This is a genomic window from Vibrio satsumensis (assembly GCF_050337435.1).
GTDB classification, from domain to species: Bacteria; Pseudomonadota; Gammaproteobacteria; order Enterobacterales; family Vibrionaceae; genus Vibrio; species Vibrio satsumensis.
Genome location: NZ_JAKJSX010000004.1, coordinates 23,744 through 36,632 on the forward strand (window position 1 = coordinate 23,744; position 12,889 = coordinate 36,632).

Consider the following 12,889-nt stretch of genomic DNA (forward strand, 5'->3'; position numbering starts at 1 on the left):
AGATGGTTTTCAATGGCTTCAGCATTACGCTACTCACCTAAAAAAGGCGAATTGGTTCGTTCTAGGCTTGACTTAGAGATTACGTTGGAATTATTTGATGGATAAGAAAAATAAAATTATTCTCTTTATTGGCAATGCGGATACAGAGGGTGCTACCGCCAAACTAGATGCAACAAATACGCTTTATAAACGCAAAATGTTAGAGTCAAGTATCGACAACTGGCACAGTATCTCATCTTACTTTGATGATTACGATGTGACGTGTGCCGTTATCAAGTTAACAAAGGTAGCACTCGATACACTAGCTCAAAATGAATACTCAGCTATTGCGAATGAATTGTTGAATAAGATTTCAAAAAAACCGAATTTAATACTTGCTCACGAGGGATTATTATTAATTGACGATCTGATAGATGTGGACGTTGATGCTTTTCATTACAAGTCATTTAAAGCTCCTAGTATTGACGTTATAGAAACAGTAAATACGTTATTTAACGAGTACGGCTTAAAAATAACTCCATACAGAAAGAATGCTGAGTTAAGTGTATTAACCTCATCCTTCATCGAAAAAAATGAGCATAACCTGATTTTTAGAATATACGTTCCTTCAGAACGTATATGGGCAAGCGAAGCTGAGAAATTACTAGAACTTTTTCGTGGTTATCTTCAGAAAATTTCGGGATTTAATGCACGGCATGACCAATACAAAACAAATAATGGCGTGATTCATGAATTTTTTGGTGATAACGATGTAGCCCCATCTTCGTTATCTTCAAAATTTGAAGAGTTTTCATCATTTATGGACGCTTGTGTCCAAAATCCCGAAGTAGCGAAGTTATCCCTTTCTGGAAGTAATCTAAATAACCGTGAAGTCATAGATTTAGTCTCGAGATACGCTAAAGAAGCTCGCCGCATTCAAGTTGACTTGAAGCATGAGAGAGAGCGGAAGTTGCTTAATATTCGGCATGAACTCGAGTCTGAGCTTACTGATTTTGTTGTCGGTGAAGAAGATTGGCAGGCACTTGAGCATTTAGTGGACTCAAGTATTCCTATGCCTAAACGTATTTCAAATGTTCTCGATGGATTAACAAACCCTTTACAACGTTGTGGTGCTAGGAATAATGTTTTTATTAATTCCCAGATTATACAAAAAGCGCACGGAGTAATTGCAAAAGAAATTACGGGTACAGTCAATCTTCCAGCTGAAGCACAAGACTTCCTTAAAGCTATAAAGCTATATGCAGGTAGTGATAAAGCTGAATTAACGTCAGCTGTCCATGAATTAAATGATAGTAGCGTCCCAGAAATAGATCGTATAACCGCAAAGCAGAAACTTAAAGGTTTTTTGATTTTAACTAGAGGCAAACTTGGAGACGTTGCTACTGGTATCTTTCAGACGTTTATTGAAAGTCAAATAGGACTTTAATGCAATGGTTTAGTTTAGGTGGTAGCGTGTAAACACGTTAATACTCCTTACTCGTTATGATCAAAGAAGGAGCCTATTTAGACTCCTTCTTCTTTTCAGTCTGTTTTTCCTGATTTTTTCTTAATGCTTCGAGGATTTCTTTCATGCGCTCTGGGGTCGCTTTGGGCGCGTTTGGTGCCGGCGCTGTGCGGTTGGTAGAGCGGGGAAGTTGTGCGGCCATATTGTCGCCCTCCATTGAGGCCCATTCGGCGATGAACTCATGATATTCTTCAATTTTAGCCCCGATGTATTTACGGTAACTGGTGTCAGTATAACACAAGTTGTCGTAGCGCTGAGGCCACACCTTCTTATGGATCCCGTTGCCAGATTGCTCGTCAACATGGAACGCCATCGTCATGGCCGTGTCTATCCGTTGTAACAGGCAAGACAGATTGTTGAGATCTTGATAAAACGTCGCCGCATGGAACCCCCCAGATCCGGTAAACACCAACTCTCCGGTGGTCGCGTTGTTGCCGATGGGCATGTCTATCAACGCACCGGTGTTTTCTGTTACCGCAATCAAGCCAATCTCATCGCGTTCGTCGAGCGCTTGGGCTAACTGGAGGTATTCCTCGTCAGAAATGAGGGCCAGAAGCACGGCTTGAGCGAGAATAATAGGGTGCTCATCACCCGAAAAAAAGATCACTTGCTCGAGACACACAACGTGTTTGCGCGTCTCACAGTCCACCTCTAAACCGCTGACTTGACTGGTCCACATGGCGTCTCCTGCGATGAAGAGGTTCGGGCTAGCTATTATCGTTGTCATGACGTTTTACGTTCCTAGATTAAAGACGCTTATCTCGAGGGATTTGGCTCTGAATGGCGCCGTTATTTAAATTTGGCCGGGATCCAGGGTTTGGGTGGCATGCGTCGACCGCCACGAAATGGCAAAGGATGCTCCTTAGCTGGATAGTATTTCGGGGACTCAATTTTGCCGTGGCGCTCAACCAATTGCCGGTGCTCGTCACGCCAGTACGCAAAACTGAGCAATTCCTTGGGATTGAATTCCCGATCTTCAGGGGTAATCAGAATCGCACGGTCAACGTTGATCCGAAATCCGTTCCAGCGATGATCCAACGGTAAGTAGCCACGGGCGTGAATGTTCATCAATTTTTCGGCCAGTGGATTGACCGGTACCGCGCCAGACAGCCATCGCTTGATCGTGATTGGTTGTACGTAAAAATACGCGGCGGCTTCATGAATGTCGTCGAAGTAGCGATTCAACAGATCGGCAAAACGGGGCGTGAGCATGTGATCTCCTTCAAGTTATCAAACATCCGTCGAATTATTTTTTCGATGACAAAACACGATGTTCATCGGTGAATTCGATGAAACGGGTCGTCAAACCGGAAAAAAGAACAGTGACGAAAACTAGGTATAACGGAAAATGGAAGGACGAAAACTAATTAATGATCGTATTTATGTGGAAACATTTTGAATTTCAAGCGTCTATAACACGCGTGTACGCAAAATCTGTAAGGACTAAGGTGCTGAATACACTCAGATTTTAAGCACCTTAACTGCGTATTATGTCTGATTATGTTTAATGGTGCATATATTATAAATTCAGTGCAACCTCTTGTATTTAGAGGTTTTATCATTGAAGTATCGCGAAATGAGTAAGAATTACATTTTTCGAGAGTTAGAGTGCCAAATGACGAAGGAAGAAGTTGCTGAACTGTGTTTCAAAACTGTGAGAACTGTCACGGGTTGGGATGAGGGAAAGCCAATTCCACCCGAGTGCAAAAGACTTATGCGAATGGCAAAAGGTCGAGAACTAAGCATTTGTGAAGATTGGGGGCAGTTTAAAATGTTATATGATCGGATGGAATTACCAACAGGCCAAGTGGTAAGGCCGCAACAAATCTTAGCAGGGATTGCACTCTTAGGGATTCAGTCTGAGTTGGAGATAAAGACTTCTACGCAATTGTTGAAACTAGCAAGAGTCATAGCCAAACTTAAATAAGTTCTACTAAAAAAAAGCACCATAAGGTGCTTTTGTTAGCCAGAAATTTTCATGGTTTTACCTGCGATTGCACCACGTTCAACGTCTGAAAATTCGCATTTGAAAAATTTCACCTTACGCTTTTTCTTCTTCAAGTAAGAAGAAGACTTATTTATTGCATCCGTAAGATTAAAGTCATCAATTGCCATAGATTTTTGATCTTTTTGGGGTGGTTTTGCAACAAAGTTCATTTTCATTTTTGTTCTCCCAATTTCCCATCTGTAATTAAGTATCGCATTGTTATTGTATAAAATCAAAGCAATGCTAATCGGAAATGTTTTTGAAGAGAGCATCATTGTTTAAATCGAAAGGATCACTCTCTACGAATCCGTTATCTCGATATAATTGTTCAGCACCTTCGTATGGGTCTTGTACTCCGACCCAAGCTATATCTAAAGCACTAGCGTAAGCTTCAGCATAAGTTGTGGCAATGGCCATTCTTAAACCTATTAGCTGATCAATATTGTACGCACCCTGCAAATAAGTAATTTTTAGAGTTAGCTTACGTCTTGAGACTTTCCCAAGCATTAGCGCACATAGATGGTCATCATACCAAATAGCGAGCTCCATTCTAGAGTTATAGCTTATACGGTATTGCTGCAGTTGATATCTCCAGTCTTCAAGAGTTCCAACGTTACGACTATGTATAGGGTGGGGTACCCATGTGTCACGCATAGCACGCAATGCTGTGCCATCGATTTCCGTTAAACGCAAATGATCAACAAGCTCAGGGTATTCTTCACTGAAATAATCTTCTACTTGGGAACAAATAGACAAACGTAATTCCGTATATTTTGCGTCAATTGTCAAAGCGTTATCCATTGCTAAATATTATGGTGGGTATTATAGAGTGCAAAAAATTACTGTCAAATCAGGTGCTTTTAGCTTTGATGTCGAAAGTGTAAAGAAATCCACATAGGCTAATTGAAGCAATAACCGACAACGAAAATAGGACTAGAAAAGTATAGTTTTATCAATGCGAACTCAAAATATCATTAACATTACTTAACATATGATGATTAAAATTGGTAAAGTCACTTTGACTGGAGCAAAGAAATGTCCTGTTTTCTTTTGAGTTAACCAGTCCTCCTTTTTGGTCATATCAAGGAGAAAAAGCCGGACTTATTGAGTTCGGCTTTTTACTGATGTATTAAAAATTATTTAGTAGAAGTACTGAATGCTAATGCGTTTAGAGCCAAACTAAAAGGAGGTATTACAATTGGAAATCAACCCTTTTATCCAAGGGATATTGGATATGTCGGATACAGGGTCCATGAATGTCCCAACTGTCTTGCCCCAGTATTCAACAACCCCTGCATCATCGGCTATGTTGTTATACGAACTATGGAACGCTTTTACGCTTATATCCCCATCAATATCGTGAACAAAGAAACTTAGTGGAGCTAATAGTCCACCTTCAGCACGAGTATCCTGTCGAATTATTTCAATATCACTTTCTAGTGTTTCAATGATTTGTTTGATTTTTCCAACAATTAGTTCGCTCTCACGATTAATTGTTGAGCGTGAAAACGTAAAATTTACTGAGTGGGAGAGGCTTTTCTGATTAATGGGGAAGCTTGGGGGCTTAGCCTTCAAAACATAACGACCATCAGTAATAAACGTAGTTATGGAAACCAAATCCTTGAACTGTTTTAGCAACCGATCTAACCGAAGCTGCATAGTACGTATATTGTGGTGTGAACGAGTGGCAACAATAGTGTTTAAAAGTGGAAGGCTTAATGTCAACCTTAGAGTTACCCATTTATCATTCTTAGAACGATTGAAAGTTAAGGTAGTATTCTCTGTATTGTGTGCTTTCAACTCTTGATACCACTTTTCGTTCAAGTTGCTTGGTACTTCTGTGAATTGGTTATACAGATTTTCAAAATAGTCAACTGCACTATAAAAGATATGGCTAATATTCAATTTTAAGAGTGTTAAGTCATTCTCGCTTACCGGTCTAAAATGCGCAAAGGAGTTACGAATCGAGTTGATTTCATGAAGCTTGTTCACTATCACACTCCGGTCTGCCTTAAAATATGGCTTGAAATGCGTCCACAATGTTTCGCTATCTATAATGTAAGTTAGCTCACCACTGTTCAGGTATAACATTGGAGATGACACCGATTGTCCTAGGTATCCGTGCTTGTTGTCTAGCGCTGAACGAGCTTTGTAAACTTGATTTAATGTTTGGTTTTCATTGACCTTTGTATTGGCCCAGTCTTTGCCAAATTGCATTTTCAAAATTGAATATACAAAAACTCTAAATGAGTTTTCGAATCGAAAAAGAATATTAGCGGCTTCGTAGTAATGAACTTGAATCCATTCCGCAGGAATTACATATTCCGGGTTTGCGAAATGGTTACTGTCTCTTTCTTCTGCGTTTATAAGCTCTGCTGTTTTCCAATCCATCTTTAACCTAACCATAAAGGGAAATTAGATTTATTCTATAGAAAACAAGTCCCTTATGAAAGGTAGGGGTATTCTTCACCGAAGGATTATAGGCAGGAATGAGACATGGTTACTCGTTTGGTGATAGTTACGTCGAATTTACCCCCGTGATACAACACGGGGGTTGCTGCCCACAGCGTCGCGCTCGCTGTTCAGCTCTCACGACTCACGCGAAGCTGTGAGCAGGATAGAAAAGAGTTGTTAGTAAGATGGGTTGCAGTAGCAAAAAGCCCCACTGATGTTGTGAGGCTCTGCTAGGGTGATCTTGGCAATGTGAAGGGCTAGTGATGTGGTTTCATCAAGTCAGCTACGCTTCGCTGCTTTTCGGGCATTTGGGGAAGTCATACCCAAGAACTGTATCGAGTGCCCTTATCCCTGCGGGGCGAGTATGTCATTTTTTGACATACTGCCGTTCAAGTATGTCATTCCTCACATGCTGAAGATGTCGACAGACCTTTGAACGTCCTCAACTCTACCACTCATCAAGTCGTTACCTTCAGAAGCGATAGCAACGCCACTCGATGCAGGTGGACACGTTAAAACCCTCGACACTGATTTAGAGCGCACTTGAATCAAACAATCATCAATCAATTCGAAGCGGTAGCCATAGCGGTTCAACACAGCCGAGCGTATATAAAAGGTGTCTACACCTTTATCTATCCTAAAGACAAAGTCCGAATATTCACCAAAGCCCTTTGGATAAACCGTTCTACTTACTGACGTAAGATAGACCGCTGTAGAGCCGTTGAATACTGGAAAAGCATCAAAGAAAGGATTCACATCATCAGGAAGACTTTCAGAAGAAGCTTGAGAAGCAGCATTGCTAGAACCCACCCGAACAGAACTTTCCCCATCTTTGATAGGAACATTTTCAGATACTGGAATGTTAGCCGGACTGGATAGAGTAGGCGAGTTGGTAGGGGCAGCTGGCGTATCAACCGTTTGAATTTCATCCACATCAGAATCAGATAGTACATAAGATAAATCCCATAGAAATTTGCCAATGGCCGCGAAGCCGATAACGATCGCGAGAATGAACTTTGGTGACTTCAAAACCGAGATGTCAGATTTGGTAGAGTTAAAGCCGCCCGTTCCTGTGGACTGATAAAGCGCGAACACATCAACAGGAATTTTCTTGTTCGTGCTACTTGCCATGTCTGCCTTAGTAGAGGGAGCAGTCTTAGTAGCTTTTGGAGAGTGGTTAAAAATCCTAGGCTTTCGACTTCGAAAGAAAGTATCTGTTGAGCGGTGAGAATAAGCTTCACCGGCACAACCTTTTAACCAAGTGGGGATTGCAGTGTAATCCGGTGTAAGCATGACAATATCCCATTGGTATTTCCTATGTCGCATGAATGCACCATAGAAATCGAACGGGTAGAGCAGTCTGTTATTTTCATCGAGTTGAGTCCGTTCACAATCGTCAACGTCACCCACTTCAAACGAATCAGGGTCAACCGGAAGCCAACGAGAATAGAACAGTTCTGAAAAGTCTTTGGGTAGATAATCTACGAACTCAGAGAACGGTTTCTGCAAAAACTTCTCACGCTTAAATCCAGCTTCGGGACAATACAAATCCTGACACTCATCAATCACAACGAACGCGCCAAGAGGCATCCAGTTGAACCAGTTTTGCCAGAGCATTACGCCTTCAGAAGATCGTGTGAAGATCCTAATCAGTCGTGCTGAATCTGGAAATTTTTCACCTAACAATTCTTCAATAGATTCTTTAGGTTTCAAGCCCTCGATGTTAGTGACAACGATACGCCCATCACGTAAAGCAGGGAGGATTTCGAACCATGTAACGTAAGCGGTTTTATAAGCTCCATTAGAGCCATGACGAAATGAAACAGCCATATCACCACCCCATAATTCTAAGCACAAATGCCGTAGCAAATGCATCAACAACAATTCGAACTGAATCAACAATGCCGAACTGGTAGCAGGCAAAGCGTAAGTCTGAGGGAAGCTTGTTAAAGGCCATGTTCAATACTGTGTAGACCTCATATTCTGAAAGCAGCAAAGAGGCAACGCTATAGGCCATTTCGAGCATTTGGATTTTTAGATAGATATAGAGCTTAATGAACCAGAACCAAGCGTATGTAAACACATCCAGAAACAAGTCCGGTATCGTGGCGAAGAAGTCGTAAATGCTACCGAAGACAGAAACGATGTAATCAAGTGCGCTGTAGAAATATTCCATGATTTATACCTTAGAGCGACCAGAAGAAAGCAAGATAAAGCCAGCTAGTAGAGTGGCAAGAAATAAGATAACGGTGCGAATCATATTGGTATTGTTAGAGCCTAAAGAGCTGAACAAGTTGAACCCGACATCAACATTCCATCGACTCAGAGAAAAAGTCGTGGGTTCATATGAGCCGCTAGAGAAGGACATATGACCAAGCTTTAAAGGGGATTCCTTTACCTTACTTTCAAGTGTTTTTTCTAGGTCATCAATTTCAGTTTTTAGATCATGAACTGCTGTAGTGAGTACAGTGTTAGTAGCGTATCCATCACCTTGCCCTGGAGCACTGAATGAACCTGATTTTCCAAAGACATCTTCAAGAACGTCTTTGATATCACCTTTGGTAAGGCCATCACCATTATTAGAACCGCCACCGCCAGTAGAACCGCCACCGCCAGTAGAACCGCCACCRCCAGTAGAACCGCCACCRCCAGTAGAACCGCCRCCACCAGTAGAACCGCCRCCACCAGTAGAGCCATCACCGCCAGTAGAACCGCCACCACCAGTAGAACCGTCACCACCAGTAGAGCCATCACCACCAGTAGAACCATCACCACCAGTAGAACCATCACCACCAGTAGAACCATCACCACCAGTAGAACCATCACCACCAGTAGAACCGTCACCACCAGTAGAGCCATCACCACCAGTAGAACCGTCACCACCAGTAGAGCCATCACCGCCAGTAGAGCCATCACCACCAGTAGAACCATCACCACCAGTAGAACCGTTACCACCAGTAGAACCATCACCGCCAGTGGAACCGTCACCACCAGTCGATCCATCACAAGAATCACCTGTGTAGGTAAAAACTCCATATGGAGGGTTAGCAGCAGGGAAAAACAAGTCCGACTTAGCACTACAAGAATTTCTACAAAGCGTTGCAACATCCCGAGTCCCAGCAGGGAAAGTCACAGTACCTAAACTTTTTCCTTCCATTTGCCCGCAAATATCCTCGCATTTGCCTGTTTCAGGGTTAACAGTAGTATTTGCGGGACAGTTCTTTACAGGCCAACCCATGAAAACGGTAGTGTTTCTTCCTGCCTTAGCTTCACAGGCTTTATTCAAGCGCCAATTGGGGTTGTTCTCTAACAGGACGCTCATATCAACAATGTCACCGAAAGAGAATCCTCCTCCCCATTGAGCGTGACACATAGTTGCATTGGCATTGAATGAAAATAAGAAAAGGGAAACTAGAAGACAGAAAACTCTCAAAATATTCACCTATAAAAAAGGGAGCCGAAGCTCCCAATCAATCAACCCGCTATGACTCCGGTGTAAACCCCATATAAGAATGAGGCACACATTAGAGAGCCAAGAACAACGGAGACAATCATTACTTACGGAGCCAAGACACCACCATACCAAGGCCGAAGCCCAGAGCAGCGATACCAATTACACCTGAGGTAGTTGTACCAACCATTGCTTTACCAGAGTTGATAGCGGTAGTGATAGCGGTTTCGTTTGCACTTGCTTCAGCGAACGCAGAGCCAGAAGTAAGAGCGATTGAAGCAAGAAGAATTTTGTTGTTAGCCATTTGACGTAGTTTATTCATAATAATTTTCCTAAAAGGATTAACGAAAGTGTTTTAAGACTCGACCTAATACATGTCCACCAATGAACGTGATTAGGCTCTGTTTGACGACGAACTCATAAAGCGATTCGTCGAATTCCAATAATGACCAATCAAATTGACCATTAACCAAGTGCGTTAACTGCTCTTTAGAGACCAAGACATACTCACAAACATCACCGGATGATTGTTGCAAAATCCCATCAATAACAGTCACGCAAATAGACATAGCACCTAAGACCTAATTACTTAGATTTCATGAAGTTATCGAAGTGCTTTTTAACTTCCTCATCGACAGGAACAAGCTTGTTCACCAAGATGTCGAGTGGATCATTTGGGTTAGCACCAAAGCTCAGTTCGTATTCACGGTTAGCAACGAAAGCGCGTGATTGGATAAGCTGACGAGCGTAGGCCACATCAATTTTCAGAGCTTGTTTGTTGTAAGGGATGTCAGTTGAAAAACCGATACCAGTTTGCTGAAACTTCTCGTTATCGACTTCTTCAACAGCACGTAGGACAGACAGCTCCGCGAACTCCATATTAGATTTCGGGAAACGCTTGATAGAGATACCAGTTATTGTAGGCATATTCTTGACTCCAAAATTTCGATTTTCTGTTTAGTGTATTCGTCAGGAATGCCTAACGAGGTTTCAAAGTTGGCGCGTCTATGGTGCGTAGGAATGAGCATTCCGAATGCTTCACCCAAGTCACCTTCAGTCATTGCCACAACTTCAGAAAGTGCTTTACCACATTGGCGACGAACCCAAGCAATACGAGCAAAGAACTCAAGACCTGCTTTCTTTTTGTTAAGCTCAATCTTCATCGGTTCAGCAGGGTCGATACTTGCTGAGAAGTCACAAAGACCAGCAAAGGCCGAAGCAGGCGAGGCGAGTAGTGCCAAATCACACTTCTTCAATTCCACTTCGTTGCGATACCAAATCACTTCAGGGTCAGCGATGTTTTGCTCGAACTTCTTGTTGTACACACGCCAGTAAATTGCAGAGGTACGAGAGCCAACTAAAACGGCTTCCTCTGATAATTCACCGGATTGTGAAACGCGCTTATGAGGAACCATTGTCGGACCACGACCACGAGAAGCAGTGCGAAATGCTCCCTCATAAAAACATTTCTCAGCATACTTACAGTCAAAGATTCCGGTGTAGTCATCCACGCAGAGATCCAAACGGGCTAGGCGAGTGATACCCAAAAGTGACAACCACCAATGCACCTTTTTGTGTGTAGTGAAGTCGAACAACTTAGCGCAACCCGTACCATTGATTTGTACGTAGACCGTATCGTTGTTACCACCAACACCAACCAGACCGCATTCCACCGTTCCCGTAGAATCGTAAATCACCATTGAATCTTCATAGCCATGCAAGCCACGGCCACGCATAGGAGACAGACGGAAGTTAAAGACTTTTGCCATGAACTCATCAAACCTATCGGCTAAAACCTTACGACACTTGTTACGGTGTAACTCAATTGATTTTTCTATAGCTTCCGATGAGTTAAAGCGACCTTTAACGCTTTGCTTTTTAAACTCTGGGAACTGCATGTTGATAAAGTCTTGTTCGTTCGAGTTGTCCAAGTGTCTAAGCGAACCGTACGAAAATGAAAACGCTAAGTGATCCACTTGAACCGGACGAATTTCATCATGGAACTTATGAGGCTTTTTAGATGGCATGGAACACACCCTTAACCAAAAGCTCTTGGTAGTTCTCATCGGTGATTTCAACAATCTGAAATGACACCATGCCGTAATGAGCTTCCATAAACTGGAAAAAATCACGCGGAGTCTTGAAGAAGTTATGACCCCAAGGAAAATAGGCGTTGATGCCGTGATTGGGTTCGTTGTCGAAGTAGATAGAGTCCATGATTAACGTTCCAAGCCGTAGAACGCGCAGAACTGTTCAAGCTCTTGGTCGTTATCAAACGTAAAAGTGAAAGAGTCACTAGAGTTATAAAGTGGATTCTTATAACTGACAGTGTGAAAAAGTTCTTCGCCAATTGTGCGTTGGCCAAACTCAAGTTCGCTAACAAGGAACTCAAAGCAGATTTCTAGTGGTGAGTTATGAAGAGACACGGACGCGTGTGTGAAATCTGGGTAGTTAGAGAAGCTAACGTGTTCAGATTTCAAAACAGAGCCGTATTGAATCGGTTCAATTGTAAACATAACAGCACCTCGATAAGTTGGTTGTGATTGACTTAGGAGGATTATAGGCACGAAAAGTTGTGCCTGTTAAGCACGGAAAATCATGCCTAATCAGCTAGAATGTAGCTAAAGGGAGAATGTCTTATGTATCAAAATGAACTGTTAGATGCCTACAAAAAGGCTCAAAACTACGTACAAGATAAGCAGATTGCACATGATTTGAATCTGCCTAGACAACGGATTGGTGAAATGCGAAAAGGAACTCGCTATATATCTGATTCAGAAGCAGTTTTTCTAGCGGAAAGCGCAGGAATTGATCCAGAGATGGCATTGCTTGGTTGTCACGTTGACCGCAACGAAAATCCAGAGATTAAACAGCTATGGGAACACATAGCAAAAAAGTGCAACGGGCTAGGATTAAAAGCAATTTCAATGACTTGCGCGGGATTAGCACTGATGGCAGCCACCCCAAATAAAGCACTAGCCAACTGCGTATTATGTACGTTATGTTAAATTGAATTTGATGTTTATAAGGCAGGACTCTTTGTGTGATGCCCTGCCTTTATTTGGTGTCGATATTCTCTGAATTATACTGTGTATTTAACCATAATGGTTATTTACCATAAAATACCTAATATCCAGTGATAATAATCTTCGATTTTAACCCTGGTATTAGTTAGAAATTAACCGCCAGAGAATTTAACTTTGTAGCCTTTCTTTTCAAGGTGCGCTTTGATCTTGTCACGAGCGTCACCTTGAATCTCGATGTTGCCATCTTTTACGGATCCACCACAGCCACAGACTTTCTTAAGTTCTGCTGCCATTAGTTTTAATGGTGCGTCATCTAGGTCTAAGCCAGTTACGACAGAAACGCCTTTGCCTTTACGGCCTTTGGTTTCTTTTTGAATTCGAACGATACCATCGCCTTTAGGACGCTGGACTTTCTCTTCTTCAGGCTTAATGCGACCTGTTTCTGTTGAATATACTAAACTCATAAC

At 42.2% G+C, this 12,889-nt stretch carries 18 protein-coding genes; 3 read left to right on the forward strand and 15 right to left on the reverse strand.

From position 1 onward, the window contains the following. Window positions 1-97 precede the first annotated feature (97 nt). Window positions 98-1,426, forward strand: coding sequence for a hypothetical protein (locus tag L4C44_RS03235; RefSeq protein WP_428804361.1), 1,329 nt, complete (start codon window positions 98-100; stop codon window positions 1,424-1,426). Between the two features lie 73 nt (window positions 1,427-1,499). On the opposite strand, the gene L4C44_RS03240 is transcribed toward L4C44_RS03235, so the two are convergent. Then, complete coding sequence (locus L4C44_RS03240; protein ID WP_428804362.1) at window positions 1,500-2,183, reverse strand: hypothetical protein; 684 nt, start codon at window positions 2,181-2,183, stop codon at window positions 1,500-1,502. 110 nt (window positions 2,184-2,293) lie between these two features. Continuing rightward, window positions 2,294-2,716, reverse strand: coding sequence for a phage protein (locus L4C44_RS03245; protein WP_017073518.1), 423 nt, complete (start codon window positions 2,714-2,716; stop codon window positions 2,294-2,296). A gap of 349 nt (window positions 2,717-3,065) precedes the next feature. Between L4C44_RS03245 and L4C44_RS03250 the strand changes: the two genes are divergently transcribed. Continuing rightward, entirely contained in the window at window positions 3,066-3,431 is a 366-nt protein-coding gene (locus tag L4C44_RS03250; protein ID WP_428804363.1) for a regulator, read from the forward strand. A gap of 35 nt (window positions 3,432-3,466) precedes the next feature. Here L4C44_RS03250 and L4C44_RS03255 read toward each other — a convergent pair whose 3' ends face one another. The 12 genes from L4C44_RS03255 to L4C44_RS03310 form a co-directional block, all read right to left on the reverse strand. Next, window positions 3,467-3,667, reverse strand: a complete 201-nt coding sequence (locus L4C44_RS03255; protein ID WP_428804364.1) for a hypothetical protein — start codon at window positions 3,665-3,667, stop codon at window positions 3,467-3,469. 67 nt (window positions 3,668-3,734) lie between these two features. Continuing rightward, window positions 3,735-4,280: a hypothetical protein gene (locus L4C44_RS03260; RefSeq protein ID WP_428804365.1), complete on the reverse strand. Its 546-nt coding sequence runs from the start codon at window positions 4,278-4,280 to the stop codon at window positions 3,735-3,737. A gap of 390 nt (window positions 4,281-4,670) precedes the next feature. Beyond that, entirely contained in the window at window positions 4,671-5,882 is a 1,212-nt protein-coding gene (locus tag L4C44_RS03265) for a hypothetical protein (protein ID WP_428804366.1), read from the reverse strand. 468 nt (window positions 5,883-6,350) lie between these two features. After that, window positions 6,351-7,775 (reverse strand): zonular occludens toxin domain-containing protein, encoded by a 1,425-nt coding sequence (locus L4C44_RS03270; protein ID WP_428804367.1) that lies wholly within the window; start codon window positions 7,773-7,775, stop codon window positions 6,351-6,353. 1 nt (window position 7,776) lies between these two features. Further along, the gene (locus L4C44_RS03275) at window positions 7,777-8,121 is read right to left on the reverse strand and encodes a hypothetical protein (protein ID WP_050053069.1); all 345 of its coding nucleotides are present in this window, start codon (window positions 8,119-8,121) and stop codon (window positions 7,777-7,779) included. A gap of 3 nt (window positions 8,122-8,124) precedes the next feature. Beyond that, window positions 8,125-9,378, reverse strand: coding sequence for a hypothetical protein (locus L4C44_RS03280; protein ID WP_428804368.1), 1,254 nt, complete (start codon window positions 9,376-9,378; stop codon window positions 8,125-8,127). Between the two features lie 121 nt (window positions 9,379-9,499). Continuing rightward, window positions 9,500-9,718 carry a hypothetical protein gene (locus tag L4C44_RS03285; protein WP_050053071.1) on the reverse strand — a complete coding sequence of 73 codons (219 nt, stop codon included), beginning with the start codon at window positions 9,716-9,718 and terminating at the stop codon, window positions 9,500-9,502. A gap of 19 nt (window positions 9,719-9,737) precedes the next feature. After that, window positions 9,738-9,965 (reverse strand): hypothetical protein, encoded by a 228-nt coding sequence (locus L4C44_RS03290; RefSeq protein WP_050053072.1) that lies wholly within the window; start codon window positions 9,963-9,965, stop codon window positions 9,738-9,740. A 16-nt stretch (window positions 9,966-9,981) separates the two neighbouring features. Further along, on the reverse strand, window positions 9,982-10,323 hold the full coding sequence (locus L4C44_RS03295; RefSeq protein WP_050644780.1) for a DUF1293 family protein: 342 nt from the start codon (window positions 10,321-10,323) through the stop codon (window positions 9,982-9,984). Next, the gene (locus L4C44_RS03300) at window positions 10,311-11,423 is read right to left on the reverse strand and encodes a replication initiation factor domain-containing protein (protein ID WP_048659349.1); all 1,113 of its coding nucleotides are present in this window, start codon (window positions 11,421-11,423) and stop codon (window positions 10,311-10,313) included. The genes L4C44_RS03295 and L4C44_RS03300 overlap by 13 nt, the downstream gene beginning before the upstream one ends. Then, a complete protein-coding gene (locus L4C44_RS03305; protein ID WP_054546865.1) occupies window positions 11,413-11,613 on the reverse strand; it encodes a hypothetical protein in 201 nt (66 codons plus the stop codon). Before L4C44_RS03305 ends, L4C44_RS03300 begins: the two co-directional genes overlap by 11 nt. 2 nt (window positions 11,614-11,615) lie before the next feature. After that, on the reverse strand, window positions 11,616-11,912 hold the full coding sequence (locus L4C44_RS03310) for a hypothetical protein (RefSeq protein WP_061038268.1): 297 nt from the start codon (window positions 11,910-11,912) through the stop codon (window positions 11,616-11,618). A 123-nt stretch (window positions 11,913-12,035) separates the two neighbouring features. Between L4C44_RS03310 and L4C44_RS03315 the strand changes: the two genes are divergently transcribed. Continuing rightward, complete coding sequence (locus tag L4C44_RS03315) at window positions 12,036-12,404, forward strand: DUF3693 domain-containing protein (protein WP_061038269.1); 369 nt, start codon at window positions 12,036-12,038, stop codon at window positions 12,402-12,404. Between the two features lie 170 nt (window positions 12,405-12,574). On the opposite strand, the gene yciH is transcribed toward L4C44_RS03315, so the two are convergent. After that, a complete protein-coding gene (gene yciH, locus L4C44_RS03320; RefSeq protein ID WP_050649524.1) occupies window positions 12,575-12,886 on the reverse strand; it encodes a stress response translation initiation inhibitor YciH in 312 nt (103 codons plus the stop codon). Window positions 12,887-12,889 lie beyond the last annotated feature (3 nt).

What these genes read in the sequence shown, in the direction of transcription:
- L4C44_RS03305 (WP_054546865.1), bottom strand. Translation starts at nt 11,613, where the DNA reads ATGGACTCTATCTACTTCGACAACGAACCCAATCACGGCATCAACGCC.
- L4C44_RS03270 (WP_428804367.1), bottom strand. Translation starts at nt 7,775, where the DNA reads ATGGCTGTTTCATTTCGTCATGGCTCTAATGGAGCTTATAAAACCGCT.
- L4C44_RS03300 (WP_048659349.1), bottom strand. Translation starts at nt 11,423, where the DNA reads ATGCCATCTAAAAAGCCTCATAAGTTCCATGATGAAATTCGTCCGGTT.
- yciH (WP_050649524.1), bottom strand. Translation starts at nt 12,886, where the DNA reads ATGAGTTTAGTATATTCAACAGAAACAGGTCGCATTAAGCCTGAAGAA.
- L4C44_RS03265 (WP_428804366.1), bottom strand. Translation starts at nt 5,882, where the DNA reads ATGGATTGGAAAACAGCAGAGCTTATAAACGCAGAAGAAAGAGACAGT.
- L4C44_RS03255 (WP_428804364.1), bottom strand. Translation starts at nt 3,667, where the DNA reads ATGAAAATGAACTTTGTTGCAAAACCACCCCAAAAAGATCAAAAATCT.
- L4C44_RS03235 (WP_428804361.1), top strand. Translation starts at nt 98, where the DNA reads ATGGATAAGAAAAATAAAATTATTCTCTTTATTGGCAATGCGGATACA.
- L4C44_RS03285 (WP_050053071.1), bottom strand. Translation starts at nt 9,718, where the DNA reads ATGAATAAACTACGTCAAATGGCTAACAACAAAATTCTTCTTGCTTCA.
- L4C44_RS03310 (WP_061038268.1), bottom strand. Translation starts at nt 11,912, where the DNA reads ATGTTTACAATTGAACCGATTCAATACGGCTCTGTTTTGAAATCTGAA.
- L4C44_RS03240 (WP_428804362.1), bottom strand. Translation starts at nt 2,183, where the DNA reads ATGTGGACCAGTCAAGTCAGCGGTTTAGAGGTGGACTGTGAGACGCGC.
- L4C44_RS03245 (WP_017073518.1), bottom strand. Translation starts at nt 2,716, where the DNA reads ATGCTCACGCCCCGTTTTGCCGATCTGTTGAATCGCTACTTCGACGAC.
- L4C44_RS03290 (WP_050053072.1), bottom strand. Translation starts at nt 9,965, where the DNA reads ATGTCTATTTGCGTGACTGTTATTGATGGGATTTTGCAACAATCATCC.
- L4C44_RS03275 (WP_050053069.1), bottom strand. Translation starts at nt 8,121, where the DNA reads ATGGAATATTTCTACAGCGCACTTGATTACATCGTTTCTGTCTTCGGT.
- L4C44_RS03315 (WP_061038269.1), top strand. Translation starts at nt 12,036, where the DNA reads ATGTATCAAAATGAACTGTTAGATGCCTACAAAAAGGCTCAAAACTAC.
- L4C44_RS03295 (WP_050644780.1), bottom strand. Translation starts at nt 10,323, where the DNA reads ATGCCTACAATAACTGGTATCTCTATCAAGCGTTTCCCGAAATCTAAT.